Genomic DNA, 20,228 nt, shown 5'->3' with positions numbered 1-20,228 from the left:
CCGGCCGCTGGGCGCCGCTGTACCCGGGCGTCGGGAGCTGCCTATTCCTCCAGCCAATGCCGGAACGCCCACTGGCCCAAAGGCGTGATCTCCGTCACGATCGCCTCCTGGCCCGCTCCAGGGCAAAGCGCGATAGAGGCCTTGATCCATTCGGCATCCTTGAGAACCTCGATGGACTCGATGTCCTCTGCGGCTCTGAAAGTCAGAGGAAGCGGACCTTGCACCACCTGACGCAAAACGGCGTAATGCGGCATGGTCACCAGCCAGCCAGGACCTTCAAGGACCATGAGAATGCGGCCATGAGCGCGACGACCAAGGCGACATGCGTCCAGACGGACGCACCTCGAGGTCGATCCAGACTTCGCCGCGTGCGATAGAGGGCGGGGCGGCGCGGCCGCTCCGGCTTGTCCGTCCACCAACCGAAGTTTGTATCTGAGTCTTCGTCCATGTAGCTAATTGTAGCTACTAGTAGTACTTATGGGTTAAGTTGGACGTGAGGGTTTTCACGGGCGCCGAGGGCCCGAGTGCTCAGGCCACGGACGATTCTGAACCCGGGCATGTCGCGATGTACCTCCTCGATGTACCTCCTGGTTGGCAGGGCGTCCTGGACTGACAAGACGCGGATCGTTCACCGGCGCGCTGGCAGCGCTGAACGACGCCGGCAAGCTCGGAGTGCACTTCCAGTTCCCGTCCTGGCTGGTGTGCGATCGAGAGAGCCACGACCACGTCACGCGGTCGTCGATGGCCCGCAGGGCTTCGCGAACAGCGCGCCGCTGCTGGCGCAGAGCACGAACCCCGACTACGCGCTGGTGCGTCTGCATGGCCGAAATGAGGACCCATACAACGTGAAAGGCGCGGGCCCGGCGGCTGAGCGTTTCGACTATGACTATCCAGACCAGGAACTCAAGGAGCTCGTGCTTGAGGTCGTCCGCGCGCGCGGCCTACGAGGGGCGCAACACGCACTGCATCATCAAAAACTGCGACGAGGAGAGGGGCCAACGCAACGGCCTCGTTCCTCGATGCCAGCGACTATCGCGGACTATCGCGATCAGTCAGACATGAAAAAGCCGCCTCAATGGGCGGCTTTCGATTGTTTGGCCGTGGACACTTACGCGGTCCACGTTACGGCATGTTCACTTGCAGGAGCCACCTTGTGTTTTTCTCGTCGTGGCAGCTCTTGTTCGACGTGCCGTTGTGAGATCCGGCTTGCCTGCGCAGGCATTTGCTCAGCAACTTGAGCAAGGATGAATTGTACCACCCGGGCCGGCTCGAAGCCGTGGAGGAGACGTGGAAGCGGCTTTGCCGCGGATCAACGCGCATGCAAGAAGGCACGCGCGCTGAGTCGAACAATCGCGGCCATCCGCACCGGGTTGGTCAGATCCTGAAGCAGTTCCAGGATTGTCGGCCGGTCGGCCAGGCTTCCACACGCGATCTCGCCGACCACGAAGGGATGAATGGCAACGCCTGTTCGCGCTCAGGCGCGCGCCCGCTTGGTCGGCCCGAAGTCGACCGGCAGGCTGCCTTCGGACTTCACCTCCCTCAGCACGATGGCCGAGCGCACGTGCGTGACGCCGGCCTGCTCGAACAAGGTGGTGTGCAGGAATTTCTCGTAGTGCTTGATGTCGGGCACCAGCACGGTGAGGATGTAGTCGGCCGGGCCAGTCGCCGAGACGCAGCGCACGATCTGCGGGCTCGCCTCCACCGCCTTCTCGAAATCGCGCACCTTCGATTCGCTGTGCCGGTCCAGGTTGACCTCGGTCACCGCCGCGAGATTGAGGCCGACCTTCTCGCGATCGACGACGACTGTGTAGCCGCGGATCACGCCGGCGGCCTCCATCTCCTTGATGCGGCGCCAGCAGGGCGTGGATGACAGCCCGACCTTCTCGGCGATCTGCTGCACCGTCTGGCGAGCGTCGCGCTGCAGTTCGAGGAGGATCTGCAGGGAGTGGTGGTCGAGAGGAATGAAATCGTCGTTCATTGGCGATAATGAGAACAGCATTCTCGGAATCAGGGTCGGTCCGGGTGCATTGCAGAGGATATTCCTCCAACGGGCGAAGAACAATCCTCCCATGCACTTGATCACGACTCCCCCTGCGCTGCGGCGCCCGGACTACCAGCTTTCAGACAGTCTCTGGGCGCGCTCGGGCGTCGTCTTCCTGACCGGCACGCAGGCCCTGGTGCGCGTGCTCCTGATGCAGCGCCAGCGCGATGCGGCTCGCGGGCTCGACACTCAGGGCTTCGTGAGCGGCTACCGCGGCTCGCCGCTGGGCATGGTCGACCAGGCGATCTGGAAAGCCGGTTGTGGCTTCAAGGATGCGGGCATCCGCTTCGTACCCGCGATCAACGAGGAATTGGCGGCCACGCAGGTGCTCGGGACGCAGCGCGTGGAGTCGGACCTCGAGCGTACCGTCGAGGGCGTCTTCGCGATGTGGTACGGCAAGGGCCCGGGCGTGGACCGCGCAGGCGATGCGCTCAAGCATGGCAATGCCTATGGCTCGTCGCCGCACGGCGGCGTGCTGGTGGTCGCCGGCGACGACCATGGCTGCGTCTCGTCGTCCATGCCGCACCAGAGCGACCATGCCTTCGTCGCATGGAGCATGCCGGTGCTGCAGCCGGCCAGCGTGGCCGAGTACCTGGAGTTCGGGCTGTACGGCTACGAGCTGTCGCGCTTCTGCGGCGCCTGGGTCGGCATGGCGGCCCTGTCCGAAGTGGTCGAAAGCGCGGGCACGGTGGACCTCGACCTGGTCGAGTCCCGCGTTGCCGACTGGGCCGGTGCCGACACGGTGCGCGCCGCCACCGGTCACGTCGCGCCGCCCGACGGCCTGCACTATCGCTGGCCCGACCTGCCGTCACTGCGCATCGAGTCGCGCCTGGCCGACAAGCTGCAGGCGGTCGCCGCCTTCGCGCGCGTCAACAGCATCGACCGGCACGTGATCGAGAGCGCGCATGCGAAGGTCGGCATCGTGACCTGCGGCAAGGCGCACTACGACCTGATGGAGGTGCTGCGCCGTCTCGAGGTGACACCGCAGAGCCTGGCTCGCGTGGGCGTGCGCCTCTACAAGGTGGGCCTGAGCTTCCCGATCGAGCCCACGCGCATCCGGGCCTTCGCACGAGGTCTGGACGAGATCCTGATCGTCGAGGAGAAGGGCGCGATCGTCGAGAGCCAGCTGCGCGACCTCTTCTACAACGCACCGGCCGATGCACGTCCAACCCTGGTGGGCAAGCACGACCGCGACGGCCGGCCACTGGTGTCGGCGCTCGGCGAGCTTCGGCCTTCGCGGCTGATCGAATTGGTCGCGCATTGGCTCTCTGTGCATTTCCCGGACAACGCCGAGCTCGGGGACCACTTCCAGCACGTGCGCGACTTCACGCCCCCCGAGCTGCTGAGCAACGATGGCGACAGCGTCAAGCGCCTGCCCTACTTCTGCGCCGGCTGCCCGCACAACACCAGCACCAAGGTGCCCGAGGGCTCGACCGCACGCGCGGGCATCGGCTGCCACTTCATGGCCAACTGGATGGAGCGCAGCACGGCGGGCCTGATCCAGATGGGCGGAGAAGGCGTCGACTGGGTTTCTCACTCGATGTTCACGCGCACGCCGCACGTGTTCCAGAACCTCGGCGACGGCACCTACTACCACTCGGGCTACCTCGCGATCCGGCAGGCCGTCGCGGCCAATGCGACCCTCACCTACAAGATCCTCTTCAACGACGCGGTCGCCATGACAGGCGGCCAGCCGGTGGACGGCGTCATCAGCGTCGACGCCATCGCGCGACAGGTGGAATCCGAAGGCGTGAAGCAGGTGGTGGTCGTCAGCGATGCGATCGGCAAGTACGCACAGATCAAGGGCAAGTTCCCGGCCGGCACCGAGTTCCACGACCGCAGCGAGCTCGACGCGGTGCAGAGGCGCCTGCGCGAGGTGCCCGGGGTGACCGTGCTGATCTACGAACAGACCTGCGCGGCGGAGAAGCGCCGTCGGCGCAAGAAGGGCGAGATGGCCGATGCGCCCACGCGCCTGTTCATCAACGAGGCTGTCTGCGAGGGCTGCGGCGACTGCACCGTGCAGAGCAACTGCGTGGCGGTGCTGCCGCACGAGACCGAGCTCGGCCGCAAGCGCAGGATCGACCAGACCAGCTGCAACAAGGACTATTCGTGCGCCAAGGGCTTCTGCCCCAGCTTTGTCGGCGTGACGGGCGGCGCGCTGCGCAAGAAGAGCGGGGCGCTGGCCGCGGGCCGCGATGCCTTCCTGCGACATGTCGCCGCGTTGCCGCGGCCTGCGCAGCGCACCTGGGATGCGCCCTACGACCTGCTCGTCACCGGCGTCGGCGGCACCGGCGTGGTAACCGTGGGCGCGGTAGTCGCCATGGCCGCGCACCTCGAAGGCAAGTCGGCCAGCGTGCTGGACTTCATGGGCTTCGCCCAGAAGGGCGGTGCGGTGCTGAGCTTCGTGCGTCTCGCCGACGTGCCCGAGCGATTGAACCAGGTGCGCATAGACACCCAGCAGGCCGACGCGATCCTGGCTTGCGACATCGTGGTCGGCGCTTCTGCAGAAGCGCTACAGACCGTACGCCATGGCCGCACGTGCATCCTCGCGAACACGCACGAGATTCCGGTGGCCGAATCGCTGCGCAATCCGGATGCCGACCTGAAGGTCGAGCTGCTGCTCGAGAAGATGCGCTTCGTGGCCGGCAGCGAACAGGTCGAGACCTTCGATGCGCAGGCGCTCGCGGAAGAGTTCCTCGGCGACACCCTGGCGGCGAACATCCTCGCGGCCGGCTATGCCTGGCAGAGGGGGCTGATTCCGCTGAACCTGGAGGCGCTCACGCGCGCGATCGAGCTCAACGGTGTGGCGGTTGAATCGAACCAGATGGCCTTCTCGCTCGGCCGGCTGGCTGCGGACGCCCCGCATGCCATCGAGGGGCTGCGCGGCGCCACCGCGCAGGGTCCGCAGGACGAGTCGCTGGAGGCATTGATTGCCCGGGGCCGCGCCCACTTGACCGGCTACCAGAACCCGGCTTGGGCGCGGCGTTTCGAGGCGCGCGTGCGCAGCGTACAGCAGCGCGAGGCGGCGCTCGCCGGGGGCGATACGACCTTGCCGGTCACGCGCAACGCTGCTCGCAGCCTGCTCAAGCTCATGAGCTACAAGGACGAGTACGAAGTCGCGCGCCTCTACAGCGATGGCAGCTTCCGGGCGAGGCTGGCCGAGCAGTTCGAAGGCGACGTCAAGCTGGAATTCCACATGGCCCCGCCGTTCCTGTCGCGGCCGAGGAACGGACAGCCGCCAGCGAAGATCCGCCTCGGCGGCTGGATGCTGCCCGCCATGAGGTGGCTGGCCCATGGCAAGCGTTTGCGCGGAACGGCCTTCGATCTGTTTGGCTACACGGCCGAACGCCGGCTCGAGCGCGCGCTGATCGACCAGTTCAATGCGCGGCTGGACGAGCTACTGGCAGAGCTGTCGCCCTCCAACCAGAAGCTCGCGGCGCAGATCGCGGCCGCTCCCATGACGATCCGCGGTTACGGCCATGTGAAGCTGGCCAACCTGGCGTTGGCGCGCGCCCGCGAGGCCGAGCTTATGCACCGCTTCGCGCCGGGACGCTATCCGAGGCCGGCGGCGGGGGTGCAGGCAGGTCAGTTGCGGGGGATCGCTATCGTTGCGAGTTGAGAGGAAAGCCTGAGAGGAGAGCCAGCTGGCGCACTCCATCAATGCAAAGGCGTTGGCGTACCTCATCTTGGGACGCAAGATGTACGGCGTTCACCAACCACCCCCATTTCGATGGCGAACGAGCAAAAGTGCAGCAGTTTGTCGAGCCGACGTCTCCGGTAAGGCGCCAGACCTAGCGACGCGAGTCGCTAGGTTTGCGAGCGCGCTGCAGCAGGACTCCAAAGCGGCGTCAGGCGCGAGCGCTCTTCCGTGAAGCGCTCGCGCAGGCGTTCTTTCTCGCTCTCGTGTGCAGCGATGAAGCGGCCTTGCGCCTCAACGCGGCGCCGGTTGTCTTCGATCCGCAGGCGCAAGGCCTCCGGCGCACGGGAAGGGTTTCCTTTATAGAACTCCAGCTCGTTTTCGATCTTGTCGCGGTCGTTCGCCAGATCGCGCAGATGCTGCCGGGCGACCCTCAGGATGGCATCGAGCGATGCAAGAGCCTCGGCGCTCTCGCGCTCATGCGCGGCCGGATTGGGGTAGCGCACGAGAAGCGCCCGCTCGCGACGTTGCTCTTCCGTGCGCCGCGCCATGCTCATTTGGGATTTGCGCTCCCGCTCCTCGCGGTCCGCGAGCTCCAAGGCGGTGTAGGTCGGTTCAATCCGGCGCAAGGTGCCGCCTGTGCTGCGCAGTTCACGTTGTTCGCGATCAAGGCATTCGGGAATGGGTCGATCGGAAGTCAGTGTGCGACCCTGCGCGTCCTTGCAGGTGTAAAGCCCCGAGCTGGACGGCTGCTGCTGGGCCAGCACCAGGCCATGGCTTCCCATCAGGACCAGCGTAAGAGCCGACAGGCGCAGAGCGCTGCTCACGAGCTCCTTCATGCCGGCCTGGCGGCTCAAGCGCACCAGCGCCAAGGCAGAAGTATGAAGTTCCTGTCCGTGCGTCTGCTCGGGCACAGAGTCCTTCCATAGAGCTGTGTCGTCGCCAAAGAGGTCAGGGGTCGAGGCCATGCGTCTATCTCCTGTGGGCGGGGTCAGTGAAACAAGGTCTCAAGGCGGGGCTGGAGGGCGCTCCCTGCGAATTCACCGAGAACGCAGGCCGCTGACTGTGTGGAAATCACGATCGCGGCGGCGATCCCAAAGGCATTCGTCCAGGTCACGGTTTCGGTTTCTCCGGTGGTGGTGGGCTGGTCGGCGCGGCCCACGTGTTGGCTGCTGCACCGTTGGCAGGGGCCACCGTCACCAGCCGCCCAGTAAACCGAGCGAGATTCCGAAGGCAACCAGCAGCGCGGCCGTCAGCACGGAGCACTGCAACACGAAGCCTTCGGACGGCGGGCTGGCCCATTGGCGGGCCCACATGCTTTCAACCCGCGTGCGCTCCTGCGCGGGTTTTTCGATCCACCAATTGAGCCGAATGCTGCGTCGTGTGTTCATGCAAGCCCTCGTCAGTAATACTTTCAACTTAGCCGCATTTTGCGATCACGCACCAGGAAAGTCCGCCCCTTTCGACGGCCGCAACCGCGCGACTTCTGTCATATGTGAACTTTTCGCTTATTGATCGAAGCAAAGGCGATTCGAGCGTGGATGAATACTAAAGTCCAAACGCGCCCAAGACGCTCAAACCACCACCGCCGCGCCTCTGCCTCAGCCCATCCGGCCGGCCGGAAGCCGCTATCCCCTTCTCAGGCGCGAGCTAAAGCGTTCGTCCGGCGAGGACTCCCTCCTGTTGTCTGTGAAACGACCACGTCGCGCTAGATCCTGTCGTACATTCGACGGAAAGTGGACACCGGTGCGGTGATCCGACACAACGCGTGAGCGAGGGACGTCATGAATCTCTATCCCACCGGCGAGGATCTGGGCGCCCCGCCAGCGCCCGCCGACTGGACCATGGCCCTTGGGGTTGATGGAGAAGGGGAGAGCGCTTGCTACTTCGCAGACGTCCAGCGCGCTGGCAACCATGTTTGCCGCCTCGTCATCACCGGAGCACGATCGGAAGACGAGGCTCGCCGCCTCTTGGCTGTCAAGGCTCGGCTATGGATAGCTGATTACCTGGCGCGACCGCACACTGGCAGCACGGCTTTCGGCGCCATTCAATAGCCAGCTTCAAGCCAATCGCGCCTGGCGCGATTCAATGCGGTGTAGGCGGCATGTTCTGCATCTGGAAGCCAGTTCGCGGAAGCCCCTTTGGATCTTGCCGCGCGAGTACAGTCGACGAGCGCTTGGGCGACTTCTTCAAGGTGGCGATTCACCATGCGGCCTTCACGGCCCGGCATGCACAGCTACCGACACCTTCTTGCGTGTGCAGATACCTGCCAGATACCTGCGACTGCTGAGCTGACTCAGGCGATCGTCGTGGAACACGCATGCTCGGCGCGGGCCCGCTCGTTTGGGCGGCCTCAAGACGGCCGATTCGGGGCGCTTCCCGTTGAGGACAAGACTCCGCCGGCGACGATCAGCGCAACGCCGAACACCGCAAGGAGCGGCAACGCGTCGCCCCAGATCAGCTGGCCAATGATCAGCGCCCAGACGACGATGCTGTAGCGAAACGGCGCCACCACCGAGAGATCGGTGGCGCGGCAAGCGGCGATCAGGGCCAGGTTCCCAAGCGTTGCGGCTGCTGCTGCGGCAGCGAGCAAAGCGGTTTCGCGAGCGCCGAAGGGCTGCCATTCCTCCGCAAAAGACATGCAGGCGCCTGCCGCACACACCGCTGCAGCTGCAGCGAGCGCCACCCGCCACGAGGGAACGTGAGGCGGCAGGCGCCGTGTCGCGAGTTCGCGCCCGGCCAGCATGGCTGCGCACAGCAGCGCGCTCGCGGCGCCCCACGCCGAAAAAGCTGTCGCGACCTCCGGGCGCACCACGGCGACCACGCCCGCCAGGCCCAGTAGCGCGGCTGCGATGGATCTCGCGTGCCATCGCTCCCAGCCGAGCGCCATGGTGCTCACCGAGATCATCAAAGGTGCGGTCATCATGAGTGCAGTGACGACGGCCAGCGGCGCCAGGGTGAGCGCGATGACGGAGGCCGTGGCTGTGCCGACTTCCAGCAGGCAGCGCAGGCCGACGATGGGGCTTGCGATCGCGCGCCAATCGCCGCGCAATCCCGACAGGGCGCTCGCCAGGGCCAGCAGGAATGCAATCGCAAAGACGCCGCGCACGGCAAGAACCTGTCCGGGCGGCAGGTGCGCTGCCGTTAGCTTGACGAGCGCATCGTTGACAACGTAGCAGGCCATGGCCGCCACCATGAGCAGAGCGCCACGGCGGTTGGCGCGGGGGGTGGCCATGGCTCAGCCCGCCGCGTTGTCGACGAGCGCGCCGAACCGGCGCAGGGCGTCGTGGGGTGCGCGGCTTTTCAGCACGATCTCTTCGACCTCGGCGTCCGGATCCGAGAGCGCGACGATCGCGCCGCCTGCGCCGATGGAAATCTTGCTGCCATCGCACACGATCGTGCGGATCACGATGTTCAGCTGTGCGGTGCCGCTGAGCGAGAGATAGCCGATGCTGCCGGAATAGACGCCGCGCGCGCCGACCTCGAGCTCGTCGAGGATCTTCATGGTGCGGATCTTGGGCGCACCCGTCATGGAGCCCCCCGGAAACGCCGCCCGCACGCAATCCACGGCCGTCAGGTCCTCGCGCAGCGTGCCTCGGATGGTGCTGACGAGCTGATGCACGGTCGCGTAGGTCTCCACCTTGAATAGCGCCGGGACGTGCACCGTGTCGACTTCGCAGACGCGGTTCAGGTCATTGCGAAGGAGGTCGACGATCATGAGATTTTCCGCGCGCGTCTTCTCGTCGTCGAGCAGTTCCTGCGCCAAGACGGCATCCTCCTGGGGCGTTGCGCCGCGGGGCGCCGTGCCCTTGATCGGCTTGGAGTCGACGGTGCCATCCAGGCCGATTCGCAGGAAGAGCTCCGGCGACGCGCAGAGCACCGCGAGCTCGCCGTACCTCAGATAGGCGGCGTAGGGCGCTGGATTGTGCGAACGCAGCGTGCGGTACACCCCGAACGCGTCGATCCGGCCCTCGCCAACGAGCTGGTTCGTCAGGCAGATCTCGTAGGTCTCTCCTTGCAGGATCTCCTCCTGACAACGCAGGATGAGATCACGGTAGGTCTTCAGATCGATCTGCCAGTGCAGGTCGCCCAGTGCGCGATCCGCGCCTTCGTCCGGCACTTTCGCGTCGGATTGCGTTGCGCCCTGCGCGGTGGACGTGGTGCTGGAAGCAGGTGCTGCGTGGTGGGCCGTGGCGAGGTGCCGCATCGAAGCGATCCACTGCAGGTTGTCCTCGCACAGCGCCGGCCCATCCAGGCAGACGATCCACGTCTCTGCCTGCGCATGGTCGAAGGCGATAAATCTGTCGGCCATGATCCACAACGCATCGGGCGTACTGGCGTCGTGCATGCGTCGGCCGCCCAGCTCGCGCTTGAGCTCGTAGCCAAGGTAGCCGACGAAGCCGCCCGCAAAGTCGAAGGGCACCGGCGTCCCGATCGGATGCTGTCTGGGAATCTGTTCGCGCAGGTAGTCCAGGATGCTTTGCGAACGCGTCTGCACCAGGCTTCCGCGGCGGATCACGAGCTCCTGCGTGGCGCTGCGGTAGCTCACGACTTCGGCGAGCGGACCTCTCGCATCGCCCATGAACGAGAAACGTGCCTGTCCTGGGGCCGCGAGGCTGCTGTCGAGCCAGAACGAGCACTCTGCGGTCGCGAAGGCAATCTCGAACAAGGCCTGTGCTTCGACTTGCGTCTCCACGCACTCCGCATGCAGGTAGCGCTGTGGCGGCTCGCTGGTGGACTGATCCGGCGCCCCGAAGCTTCCAAAGGTGCTTCTCAGGGGACGGCCCGCGTGCCACTCTTCGGTGAGCTCCCGAAAATTGCGCAGGAGCCGGGCGCCGAACTCGGTGCAGATGGATTCCGGGTGGAACTGCACGCCCCACCAGGGAAGGGAGACGTGCCGCAGCGCCATCAGGGTGCCGTCCGAGGTCCAGGCGAGCGGCTCGAGCGATTGCGGCAGCTGCGTCACGGCCAGGGAGTGGTAGCGCACCGCCTGGAAGCGATCCGGAATCCCCCGGAACAGATCGCGTTGGGCATGGGAGATGCGATCGATGCGGCCATGCATCGGTCTCATCGCGAGATCGACCGTTGCGCCGCAGTGGTGGGCGATAGCCTGATGGCCCAGGCACACGCCGAGCACGGGCTTGGACGAGGAGCGCAGCGCGTCGGCAGAGATCCCGACGTCCTCGGCCCGCTGAGGGCGGCCGGGACCCGGCGAGATCACGATGTTGTCGAAAGCAAGGCCTTCCACCTCGTTCCAGGTCATCTCGTCGTTGCGCACCACGAGGGGCGGTTCGGCATTGCAGGCGCAGAGGTACTGATAGAGGTTGTAGGTGAAGGAGTCGTAGTTGTCGATCAGGAGCGTCTTCATGTTCGGATCCCTCGAGCGTTGGAGCAGATCATGTTCAGCTGAGGCGACACGAGGGGCCACTACCGTTCTTGGTAGTTGGGGAGATGCGAGATGAGGTGGGCGTCGACACCTGTGGCCCGGCCGATTGGGTGCCGGATGCCCATTTCGCGACATTGCCGCGCAAACCTATCCTCGGGGAGGACGACGACCGCCAGACAATGCTCGCTCGACGCTCGGCCCGGCGCTATGCTTCTTCTCTAGCGACGCCCCACACAGCCATGCCACGCATTGCCTCTGTAGAAAGCGGCTTCTACCGCGTTCCCCAGCCGATCGTCCTCACGGACTCCACGCACGGGGAGATCCGTGCCTTCGAACTGAACACCGTGCGCGTGCGCGACGCCGATGGCGCCGAAGGCGTGGGCTACACCTTTACCGTCGGGCGAAACGGAGCGGCCATCGATGCGATTCTCAAACGTGAGTTTCCCGACATCGTGAATGGCGAAGAAGCCGATCACATCGAGCGGCTGTGGCAGAAGGCATGGTGGGCGCTGCACTACGGCGGCCGCGGCGGGCCGACGGTGCTGGCGCTCTCCGCATGCGACATGGCGTTGTGGGACCTGAAGGCGAGGCGCGTCGGCCTGCCGCTGTGGAACCTGCTCGGCGGGCATGATCCCCACGTGCCCTGCTACGCGGGCGGCATCGACTTGCAGCTGCCGCTCGATGACTTGCTGCGCCAGACTGACGCCAATCTCGGCAAGGGCTTCCGCGCGATCAAGATGAAAGTGGGCCGTGCGCGTCTCGCGGAAGACGTCGAGCGCGTCCGCGCCATGCGCGAACACCTGGGTGAAGGTTTTGCGCTGATGGTGGACGCCAACATGAAGTGGGGCGTCGACGAGGCCATTCGTGCGGCACGTGCCTTGCAGCCCTTTGATCTCGGCTGGCTCGAAGAGCCCACGATTCCGGACGATCCTGCGGGTCACGTGCGCATCATCCGGGAAGGGGGGTTGCCAGTTGCAGCCGGGGAGAATCTGCGCAGTCTGTGGGAGTTCAAGCAATACATCGCCGCCGGTGCTGTGACCCACCCGGAACCTGATGTCACCAATTGCGGCGGCGTGACGCCCTTCATGAAGATCGCGCGGCTGGCGGAAGCCTTCAATATGCCGGTGACATCACATGGTGCGCACGAGGTAACCGTCCATCTACTGGCCGCTTGCCCAAATCGGATCTTTCTAGAGGCCCATGGGTTCGGCCTGGACCAGTATGTCGCCGAGCCGTTGCGGATCGAAGAAGGCATGGCGGTCGCGCCCAACAGGTCAGGTCACGGAATCGACTTCGATTGGCAGGCCCTGGACAAGATCAGGGCCTGAGCGGGCGGCGCCGCCCGAAGGCGAGCCCGGTGGGGGACAGAGGGTGGGGAGGAGGCATCGTGGCGGGGTCTCGGAGCAGGTGCGTGACTCAGCCGCGGCGGGGCAGGGCGGCGCGGACAATGTCCTGGAGCTGGCGCGCAGAAGGGAGCTTTCCGCGCATCTCGACCGGCAGCCTGGGTTGGAGCTGATACTCGGCGACCCCGATCGGGGTCGATTTGCGATTCGGCGCGCACTCGCTGGATGGCCGCCTCGATCGACGACTCCGCTTTTCATGCCGCGAAGCGCGAGCTGAAGCTCGAGGTTAAGGGTCTTCTTCTGCGAGTCATCGGCGCATCGTGTCGTTGCGTTGACTGTCAAAGATGCTGGTTGAACCAGGCGACGACTTGCATCTGCATTCCTTACTCCGGCGACACCTCGATGAAGTCAGTTCTTCGGGATCGGGAAAGTGCGGCCGAACGCCTTCCGAAAGCGATTTCAGGATGCTTTCCACAGGATTCGAACACCGACAAGAACGCATACTTGGCGCGACCGGCGATCCAGACGATTCACCCCGTGCGACTGGTGGCACCAGCGGCACCACACCGAGGGCGGACGGGGGATGCCACAGCGGCCACCATATGCAATGATGCTGCGCCGGCGCAGGTTTTGTTCCGGCTCCATCACCAGGAGAGACGCTATGGCAACAGAGATCAATCCGTTTGGCGATATGAAGAAAATGCTCGAGCAATTAAAGATGCCGGGCGTCGACATGACGGCCATCGTCGAGGCGCGACGCAAGGACGTGGAAGCATTGGTAGAGGCCAACAAGGCAGCTTATGAATCCATGCAGGCCATGGTCCGCAAGCAAAGCGAGATGATGGCCGAGGCGATGCAAGTCATGCAGGAAGTTGCCAAGGGCGCTGCCAGCGGGGGCACAGACCCGGCAAAGCAAACTGAAGTGGTTCGCAGCGCATTCGAAAAGACGATCGCCGATATGAAAGAACTCGCCGAGATGGCACGCCGCTCTCAGTCCGATGCGATGGCCCATATTACGCAGCGTGCCGCCGAGCACGTGGACGAGATCAAAAAACTGATGCAGCCCAAGTAGCGACAAAGACTCGTGTATGCAGACCGCGGAGATCCATCTGTGCACGTGACCCGTCAATCCTTAGTCCGAAGCCGTCTGTAGGATCGAGTGGCAATCCGGTTCTCATCGGCCCCGTGTGCGTTTCACCAGCTTGCGAAGCTCGCTGAACCACAGCACCATGCTTGCTATTGCAGCGCACGTCAGCCATTGATCGACAGCCAGGGGCACGGTGCCGAAGGCAAGGTTGAGGAAGTCGAGATGGACAACCGCGACCTGCAGCAAGACCGAAAGCGCGATCGCCCCCCAAAGCCACGGATTGACAAACAGATGTGAGAAGGCACTCGTGGTTTCGGAGCGTGCGTTGAAGCAGTTGAACAGCTGGGCGAAGACGAGCACCGTGAAGCCCGCGGTGCGCGCAGTGGTGAGATCGTGCGTGCCCTCCACCAGCCCGCCGGGCAGGTAGATGTCGATTGTCAGCAGCGTCATCGCGGCCATCACGGCGCCGATCTGGATCACGCTTGCCCACATTTGCGCGTCGATCACCCGTTCGGCGAGCCGCCTCGGCCTACGGGCCATGACATCGTCGGTGGGCGGGTCGACACCCATCGCCAGTGCGGGGCCCGAGTCGGTGATCAGATTGATCCAGAGGATCTGCGTCGCCAGCAGCGGCAGCACCACCGCCTCTCCGGAACCCGTGAGGCCGATCACGCCGGCTCCCACGACACCCAGGAAGACGGTCAGCACCTCGCCCATGTTCGAGGACAGCAGGTAGCGCAGGAATTTGCGAATGTCGTCGAGGATGACGCGCCCTTCGCGCACGGCCGCGACGATGGTGGCGAAGTTGTCGTCGACGAGGATCATCTTGGCGGCCTCCTTCGTCACCTCGGTCCCGGTCACACCCATTGCAATTCCGATGTCTGCCGATTTCAATGCCGGGGCGTCGTTGACGCCGTCGCCGGTCATCGCGACGACGTTTCCATCGGCCTGCAGCGCATCGACGATGCGCAACTTATGCGCGGGCGCGACCCGGGCGTAAACCGACGTCGTGCGCACTGCCTCGGCGAAGGCGGCATCGTCCAATCCATCGACCTGAATGCCGGTCAGCGCGGTCGCGCCGGGTTCCACAATCCCGAGATCCGTGGCGATGCGTATAGCCGTGCGGGGATGGTCACCTGTGATCATGATGACGCGGATGCCCGCGCGCCGGGCCTCGCGAATGGCCACGGCCGCTTCCTCGCGCGGCGGGTCGATGATGCCCACGGTGCCGACGAACACGAGATCGCGTTCGAGCCCTTCCGTCTTCAGTGGATCTTCCTCGGGGCCGAGCGGGCGGTAGGCCACGGCCAGGGTCCGCAGCGCTGCGTCGGAAAGCGTTTCGACGTCGGCCAGGATCCGAGCCCGAAGTGTGGCGTCGAGAACGACCGCATCCATTCCCACCCGCGCCCGGGTGCAGCGATCAAGCAGGACGTCGGGAGCCCCCTTGGTGATCAGGACGACTTCGTCGCCGTGCTCGTGGTCGCGCTCGATCGTCGACATCATCTTGCGCTCGGACGTGAAGGGGATTTCTCCGACGCGCTCGAAACGTCGCTCACGCCGCCCGGTGACGCCCAGCTTGCGCTCGGCCACCAGAAAGGCTGCCTCCGTGGGATCGCCCTGAATCTCCCATTGGCCGCTTGGCCCCTGGCGCAGGTCGGCATTGCCGGCCAGGCTGCCGCCGCTGAGCACCACGATGTGCTCCTCGCGCAGCGCCCCGGGCACAAGTTCGAGGCCCTCGTGCTCGACCCGTCCCTGCGGCGCGTACCCCACCCCGGTGATGCGGGAACTGCCCGAGGCGGTGATCACCCGCTCAATGGTCATCTCCGCCCGGGTCAAGGTTCCCGTCTTGTCCGAGCAGATGACCGACGCCGAGCCGAGCGTCTCCACGGACGACAGGTTCTTGACGATCGCGTTGTGCTTTGCCATCCGTTGCACGCCCAGGGCAAGCACCACCGACAGGATCGCCGGCAGCCCTTCAGGCACGGCCGCTACCGCCAGCGAGACGCCGAGCAGCAGGACGGTGATGACGTCTGCGGCGCTGCGGATGTCGGAGATCAGCAGGATGGTCCCCACCACCATGACGGCGATGATGACGACCGCGATGCCCAGCATGCGCCCGATGCGCCCGATTTCCTTCTCGAGCGGCGTCGGCTCCTGGGCGGTGGCCTCGAGCATTTCGGCAATCGTGCCGATCTCGGTGTCCATTGCGGTCGCCGTGACGATGGCGCGCCCGGTTCCCTGCGCGACGGCCGTTCCTTTGAAGACCATGTCCAGGCGGTCGCCGAGCGCAGCCGATTCGTGTAGCGTGGCGGCATCCTTGAGCACGGCTTCGCTCTCGCCGGTGAGAGAGGCTTCCTGCACGCGCAGCGACGCCGCCTGCACCAGGCGCGCGTCCGCCCCGACGGCATCGCCCTCGCCGAGGACGAGCAGATCCCCGCACACCAGTTCGGCACTGGGAACGCGCATCGACTGTCCGTCGCGCAGGACGGCCGAAGTCGCGGCGGTCATCCGGGCCAGTGCCGCCACGGCGTTCGCCGCCTTGGCCTGCTGCAGGTAGCCCAACACGGCGTTGAGCAGGACGATCGTCGCGATGACGATCGCATCGACCGGCCAGCCTTCCCGACCTTCGATCGCCCAGGCAATGAGCGCGATGGCGATGGCAGCCAGCAGCAGGTAGATCAGCGGATCCTGGAACTGCGACAGGATGCGGCGCCAGGTCGGCGTCTGCGGGCTGGCGCGAAGTTCGTTCGGACCGCTTTCCGAAAGTCGGCGCGACGCCTCCTGCGATGTGAGCCCTTTGTCGAGATCGGCACCGAGCGCACGCGCGACATCGTCGATGTCCTTCGTGGCCGGCTCATCCAGGCGTGCTGCCTTTGCCATGGCGTCACGCCGCCTGGGTCATGGGTTCCCTCCAGGACCAGTACGTTTGCTGATGATCAGCTTGGGGCCGACTTCCAGCGTCTGGCGACCTGGGCCGCTGTGCATGACGGCTTGAATGGGGATCTCCTTTGCAGTCGGCCGAGGGCGGGTACCGGTGAGAGCGGACAACAACAGCACAACAACCCCACGTCGCCTAGATTTCCAACCTGAGCTGTGGCTCGCGCTCGATCGATGCAGCGTTGTCGGCCGGCGTGGCAAAGCTTGATTGAGCGCAAGTGCCCCGTCCCGGCGGCGCGTTAGTCTCGGCCATTGTCCACGGAGACGTCATGGCACGACCATCATTGAAATTCAGATTGGCTGCGGCTTCGCTGCTGCAAGAGCTTCGAGACGGTGAACGCGGCGTTCTGTCGCTGGACGCCGGCGGACGGTCGCGCGATGACGATGCGATCAAGGCTCAAACGAAGGAAACATCACCCAGGCGCAAGCGGCACGGCGCAAGCGCGAAGAAGTCCCCGGGGCAACTGCGAGCCCCTTGAGGGGGGAACCCTCCGCGTCTTGAAAGCTCGTCGTCCCACGGGCGGTGCGTTGGCAGGGCTGCGCTCTGCCCTCAACGGGCATTGACCGGCAGACAGACGATGCAAGCGCTCGCGGCCGCCGGCTGCGGCTCTTCGGCAAGACCTGCGGCCACCAGCAGGCCGGTGGCTCCAAGGGTTGCAAGAACGAAGGCCAGCGCCTTCAGCGTGCGTGTGTGCCTCGAGGTCATCGGGTCAACTCCTCATCAGCGAAGCACCAGCACCGGCAACGCCGAATGGGTCAGCACGTGCTGGGTTTCGCTCCCGAGCAACAGCCTCTTGATGCCCTTGCGGCCGTGCGATGCCATGACGATCAGGTCGCTCTTGTGCTTCTTCGCGGCCGCGATCACTGCGTCCCCCACGAGGTCCGAGTTGATGGTTGCCGTCTTGCTCCTGACGCCTGCCGCCTCTGCCAGCGTAGTGGCTTCATCCAGCGTGCCCTGCGCGCTCTCGGCCCACTGCCGCTCGATGCGCGCGACTTCGTCGTGCGAGAAGACCATCGCGCCGTCGAAATAGCTCTTCGGATACCGAGGTATGACCGTGACTGCCACGAGGTCGGCATTGTTCTGCGCCGCCAGCTCGACGGCGCTCTTCACGGCCTTCTTCGAGAGCGCGGAGCCGTCCGTGGCGACGAGGATGCGTTTGAACATGAACTTTCCCCTATGCGGATGAATGTCCCAAGCGTACGCATCAGGGTGTGGCTGGAGCTTGATGCAGATCAAGGCCGGGATGCGTGCGTGCCAATAGCCTTGCACGATGCAAGCTGCAGCTGCGTTCAACCCGTCCGCCCGCGTGGAGACCAATTCCGCCGGTGACGCGGCACAGACGAACTGGTCACTGCTGGACGACCCGGCTGAGTGGCCGGCGTTCGGTCGCCCTCTCGATGACGAGCGTGCCACCGGCCGCTGGGAATCGCATGTTGTGGTCGAAGGCATGCATTGCGCAGCCTGCGCCTTCACGGTCGAGGCGGCGCTGGCACAGGTGCCGGGCGTCGAGAAGGTCGAAGTCAATGCCGCAGCCCGGCGCGCTCGTATCGTGTGGTTGACCGCGGCCGTGAAGCCGTCTCGCTGGTTTGCGGCCTGCGCGGCAGCCGGATACCGGCTTGTGCCGGCTGGCGACATGTTCGTGCGTGCACGGCGCGCGCGTGAGGCGCGGCTCGCGCTTTGGCGCTGGCTGGTCGCGGGCTTCTGCATGATGCAGGTGATGATGTATGCCTACCCGGCATACATCGCCGAGCCCGGCGACATGACGCCCGATGCCGCGCAGCTGCTGCGCTGGGCCTCCTGGGTGCTCACCCTGCCGGTGATCCTGTTCTCGTGCGGCCCGTTCTTTCGCAGCGCGCTTCTCGATCTGCGCCGAAAGCGCATCGGCATGGACCTGCCGGTTGCGCTCGGCATCGCAATCACCTTCGTTGTCAGCACGGCAGCCACCTTCGATGCCTCTGGCCCGCTGGGCGGCGAGGTGTACTTCGACTCCCTCACGATGTTCGTGTTCTTCCTGCTCACCGGCCGCTGGCTGGAGACGCGCCTGCGCGACCGCACGGCCGGCGCTCTCGAAGCCTTGATGAACCGGCTGCCCGACAGCGTGGAGCGGCTCGGCGCCGACGGCATGTTCGCTCGCGTGGCCGTGCGCCGGCTTGCGCTTGGAGACATCGTGCGCGTGCTGCCGGGCGAGGCCTTTCCTGCCGACGGCGTCGTGACCGCGGGCGACACCACGGCGGATGAGGCCTTGTTGACTGGCGAATCGCACCCGGTGCCGCGCCCATGCGGCACGCGCGTTCTGGCCGGCAGTCACAACCTGTCGTCCGCGGTACAGATCCAGGTTGAGTCGCTGGGCCGGAACACGCGCTTCGCGCAGATCGTGGCGCTGATGGAGAGCGCGTCGCTGCAGAAGCCGCGGCTCGCCCGGCTCGCGGATCGCGCGGCGCGGCCCTTCCTGGTGGCCGTCCTGGCTGCCGCCGTCCTTGCCGCGGCATTCTGGTGGCCGGTCGACTCGGGCCGGGCGCTGATGGTCGCGGTGGCGGTGCTGATCGTCACTTGCCCCTGCGCGTTGTCGCTCGCCACGCCGGCGGCGATGCTCGCGAGTGCGGGCTTCCTGGCGCGTCGCGGCGTCGTGGTGCGCAATCTGCAGGCGCTCGAGGCGCTCGCCTCGATCGACACCGTGATCTTCGACAAGACCGGCACGCTGACGCGCGATGTGCCCCGACTTGACCGCGCCTATTGCCGCCAAGGCATGCGCCCCGGCGACGCGGTGGAGCTTGCCGCGGCGATCGCCGCGCAGTCGCTGCATCCCGCAGGCCGTGCGCTCGTCGCGGCCTGGAGTGCCCAGCTCCGTGCCGCGCCGGCATGGGAGGTCCTTCAACTGACCGAGCATGGTGGGCTCGGACTCGAGGCACGTGTTCGCCGAGAAGCGGCGATGGACGACACCGCCCGTTGCGTGCGCCTGGGCTCGGCAGTTTTTTGCGGGGTGCCTGCACTGGAGATCGACGCCCCGCAGGTGCATATGAGCGACGCACAGGGCTGGCTGGCGAGCTTCGTGCTGGCCGAAGATCTTCGCCCCGATGCGAGCGTCGCGGTGGCTGCGCTGCAAGGGCAGGGCGTGTCGGTGCAGCTTCTCTCGGGTGACCGCGACGCGGCCGCGCGCCAGGTCGCCTCCCGTGCCGGCATCAAGCATGCCAGGGGCGACTGCGCGCCCGAGGAGAAGCTTCGTGTCCTGCAGGCGCTGCAGACGCAGGGCCGGCGCGTCGCGATGGTCGGTGACGGCCTCAATGACGGCCCGGTCCTCGCGCACGCGCATGTCTCTTTCGCATTCGGCAATGCCGTTCCGCTGGCGCAGGCGCGTGCCGACTTCGTCGTGCTGGGCGGCTCGCTCGCCGTCATTGCCCAAGCCGCCGCGCAGGCGCGCCGCACGCTGCGGGTGGTGCGGCAGAACCTCTGGTGGGCCGCCGGCTACAACGCGCTTTGCGTGCCGCTGGCCGCCGCAGGCTGGCTGCCGGCCTGGCTTGCCGGGCTCGGGATGGCGGCGAGTTCGCTGGTCGTGGTGCTCAATGCGGCGCGCCTGGCCCGGCCCGTGGAGGCAGGACGCTGATGGACATCCTGTTTCTCCTGATTCCCTTTTCGGTCGTGCTCGTGCTGGTGATCCTGGGCGGGCTCTGGTGGGCCGTCGAGCGTGGCCAATTCGACGACGTCGAAGGCGAGGGCGAGCGCATTCTGCGCAACGATTGATCTGCATCAAACCGCCTCTCATGCCGCGCCGGGACACTGACCGCAATCCACGAGAAGG

At 65.7% G+C, this 20,228-nt stretch carries 16 protein-coding genes; 5 read left to right on the top strand and 11 right to left on the bottom strand.

Translation table 11 applies throughout. From position 1 onward, the window contains the following. Positions 1-41 precede the first annotated feature (41 nt). The 3 genes from AC3A6B_RS21815 to AC3A6B_RS21805 form a co-directional block, all read right to left on the bottom strand. On the bottom strand, positions 42-287 hold the full coding sequence (locus AC3A6B_RS21815; RefSeq protein WP_487838741.1) for a hypothetical protein: 246 nt from the start codon (positions 285-287) through the stop codon (positions 42-44). Between the two features lie 1,022 nt (positions 288-1,309). Continuing rightward, the gene (locus AC3A6B_RS21810; protein ID WP_487838740.1) at positions 1,310-1,444 is read right to left on the bottom strand and encodes a hypothetical protein; all 135 of its coding nucleotides are present in this window, start codon (positions 1,442-1,444) and stop codon (positions 1,310-1,312) included. Positions 1,445-1,474: 30 nt separating this feature from the next. Next, positions 1,475-1,978: an Lrp/AsnC family transcriptional regulator gene (locus AC3A6B_RS21805; RefSeq protein ID WP_487838739.1), complete on the bottom strand. Its 504-nt coding sequence runs from the start codon at positions 1,976-1,978 to the stop codon at positions 1,475-1,477. Between the two features lie 91 nt (positions 1,979-2,069). Here AC3A6B_RS21805 and AC3A6B_RS21800 point away from each other — a divergent pair, with 91 nt between their 5' ends. Then, positions 2,070-5,660, top strand: a complete 3,591-nt coding sequence (locus AC3A6B_RS21800; protein WP_487838738.1) for an indolepyruvate ferredoxin oxidoreductase family protein — start codon at positions 2,070-2,072, stop codon at positions 5,658-5,660. 188 nt (positions 5,661-5,848) lie between these two features. Here the strand turns inward: AC3A6B_RS21800 and AC3A6B_RS21795 are convergent, their stop codons facing one another. The 5 genes from AC3A6B_RS21795 to pabB form a co-directional block, all read right to left on the bottom strand. Further along, positions 5,849-6,646 (bottom strand): DUF4124 domain-containing protein, encoded by a 798-nt coding sequence (locus tag AC3A6B_RS21795; RefSeq protein WP_487838737.1) that lies wholly within the window; start codon positions 6,644-6,646, stop codon positions 5,849-5,851. A 23-nt stretch (positions 6,647-6,669) separates the two neighbouring features. Beyond that, complete coding sequence (locus tag AC3A6B_RS21790) at positions 6,670-6,840, bottom strand: hypothetical protein (protein ID WP_487838736.1); 171 nt, start codon at positions 6,838-6,840, stop codon at positions 6,670-6,672. Between the two features lie 34 nt (positions 6,841-6,874). Continuing rightward, the gene (locus AC3A6B_RS21785) at positions 6,875-7,069 is read right to left on the bottom strand and encodes a hypothetical protein (RefSeq protein ID WP_487838735.1); all 195 of its coding nucleotides are present in this window, start codon (positions 7,067-7,069) and stop codon (positions 6,875-6,877) included. Positions 7,070-8,031: 962 nt separating this feature from the next. Continuing rightward, complete coding sequence (locus AC3A6B_RS21780) at positions 8,032-8,913, bottom strand: DMT family transporter (protein ID WP_487838734.1); 882 nt, start codon at positions 8,911-8,913, stop codon at positions 8,032-8,034. A 3-nt stretch (positions 8,914-8,916) separates the two neighbouring features. Then, a complete protein-coding gene (gene pabB / locus AC3A6B_RS21775) occupies positions 8,917-11,046 on the bottom strand; it encodes an aminodeoxychorismate synthase component I (protein ID WP_487838733.1) in 2,130 nt (709 codons plus the stop codon). A gap of 95 nt (positions 11,047-11,141) precedes the next feature. Between pabB and AC3A6B_RS21770 the strand changes: the two genes are divergently transcribed. Together AC3A6B_RS21770 and AC3A6B_RS21765 are read left to right on the top strand one after the other, a co-directional pair. After that, a complete protein-coding gene (locus AC3A6B_RS21770; protein WP_487838732.1) occupies positions 11,142-12,392 on the top strand; it encodes a mandelate racemase/muconate lactonizing enzyme family protein in 1,251 nt (416 codons plus the stop codon). Positions 12,393-13,068: 676 nt separating this feature from the next. Next, complete coding sequence (locus AC3A6B_RS21765; protein ID WP_487838731.1) at positions 13,069-13,479, top strand: phasin family protein; 411 nt, start codon at positions 13,069-13,071, stop codon at positions 13,477-13,479. Positions 13,480-13,581: 102 nt separating this feature from the next. Here the strand turns inward: AC3A6B_RS21765 and AC3A6B_RS21760 are convergent, their stop codons facing one another. From AC3A6B_RS21760 to AC3A6B_RS21750, 3 genes are all read right to left on the bottom strand, one after another. Next, positions 13,582-16,374 (bottom strand): cation-translocating P-type ATPase, encoded by a 2,793-nt coding sequence (locus tag AC3A6B_RS21760; protein ID WP_487838730.1) that lies wholly within the window; start codon positions 16,372-16,374, stop codon positions 13,582-13,584. Between the two features lie 607 nt (positions 16,375-16,981). Then, positions 16,982-17,137 carry a hypothetical protein gene (locus AC3A6B_RS21755; protein ID WP_487838729.1) on the bottom strand — a complete coding sequence of 52 codons (156 nt, stop codon included), beginning with the start codon at positions 17,135-17,137 and terminating at the stop codon, positions 16,982-16,984. A 15-nt stretch (positions 17,138-17,152) separates the two neighbouring features. Then, positions 17,153-17,596, bottom strand: a complete 444-nt coding sequence (locus AC3A6B_RS21750; protein ID WP_487838728.1) for a universal stress protein — start codon at positions 17,594-17,596, stop codon at positions 17,153-17,155. Between the two features lie 106 nt (positions 17,597-17,702). Here AC3A6B_RS21750 and AC3A6B_RS21745 point away from each other — a divergent pair, with 106 nt between their 5' ends. Together AC3A6B_RS21745 and ccoS are read left to right on the top strand one after the other, a co-directional pair. Beyond that, on the top strand, positions 17,703-20,033 hold the full coding sequence (locus AC3A6B_RS21745; protein WP_487838727.1) for a heavy metal translocating P-type ATPase: 2,331 nt from the start codon (positions 17,703-17,705) through the stop codon (positions 20,031-20,033). Continuing rightward, the gene (gene ccoS / locus AC3A6B_RS21740) at positions 20,033-20,170 is read left to right on the top strand and encodes a cbb3-type cytochrome oxidase assembly protein CcoS (protein WP_093110219.1); all 138 of its coding nucleotides are present in this window, start codon (positions 20,033-20,035) and stop codon (positions 20,168-20,170) included. The genes AC3A6B_RS21745 and ccoS overlap by 1 nt, the downstream gene beginning before the upstream one ends. The last annotated feature ends 58 nt before the right edge of the window (positions 20,171-20,228 follow it).

This window comes from Variovorax sp. Soil_C_33 (assembly GCF_057656935.1).
Note: the sequence above shows the minus strand (reverse complement) of the source record. Positions and strands in the feature narration are given on the sequence as shown.

Coding starts and splice junctions, on each gene's coding strand:
- pabB (WP_487838733.1), bottom strand. CDS start 11,046: ATGAAGACGCTCCTGATCGACAACTACGACTCCTTCACCTACAACCTC.
- AC3A6B_RS21780 (WP_487838734.1), bottom strand. CDS start 8,913: ATGGCCACCCCCCGCGCCAACCGCCGTGGCGCTCTGCTCATGGTGGCG.
- AC3A6B_RS21760 (WP_487838730.1), bottom strand. CDS start 16,374: ATGGCAAAGGCAGCACGCCTGGATGAGCCGGCCACGAAGGACATCGAC.
- AC3A6B_RS21755 (WP_487838729.1), bottom strand. CDS start 17,137: ATGACCTCGAGGCACACACGCACGCTGAAGGCGCTGGCCTTCGTTCTT.
- ccoS (WP_093110219.1), top strand. CDS start 20,033: ATGGACATCCTGTTTCTCCTGATTCCCTTTTCGGTCGTGCTCGTGCTG.
- AC3A6B_RS21805 (WP_487838739.1), bottom strand. CDS start 1,978: ATGAACGACGATTTCATTCCTCTCGACCACCACTCCCTGCAGATCCTC.
- AC3A6B_RS21785 (WP_487838735.1), bottom strand. CDS start 7,069: ATGAACACACGACGCAGCATTCGGCTCAATTGGTGGATCGAAAAACCC.
- AC3A6B_RS21800 (WP_487838738.1), top strand. CDS start 2,070: ATGCACTTGATCACGACTCCCCCTGCGCTGCGGCGCCCGGACTACCAG.
- AC3A6B_RS21750 (WP_487838728.1), bottom strand. CDS start 17,596: ATGTTCAAACGCATCCTCGTCGCCACGGACGGCTCCGCGCTCTCGAAG.
- AC3A6B_RS21765 (WP_487838731.1), top strand. CDS start 13,069: ATGGCAACAGAGATCAATCCGTTTGGCGATATGAAGAAAATGCTCGAG.
- AC3A6B_RS21795 (WP_487838737.1), bottom strand. CDS start 6,646: ATGGCCTCGACCCCTGACCTCTTTGGCGACGACACAGCTCTATGGAAG.
- AC3A6B_RS21745 (WP_487838727.1), top strand. CDS start 17,703: ATGCAAGCTGCAGCTGCGTTCAACCCGTCCGCCCGCGTGGAGACCAAT.
- AC3A6B_RS21815 (WP_487838741.1), bottom strand. CDS start 287: ATGGTCCTTGAAGGTCCTGGCTGGCTGGTGACCATGCCGCATTACGCC.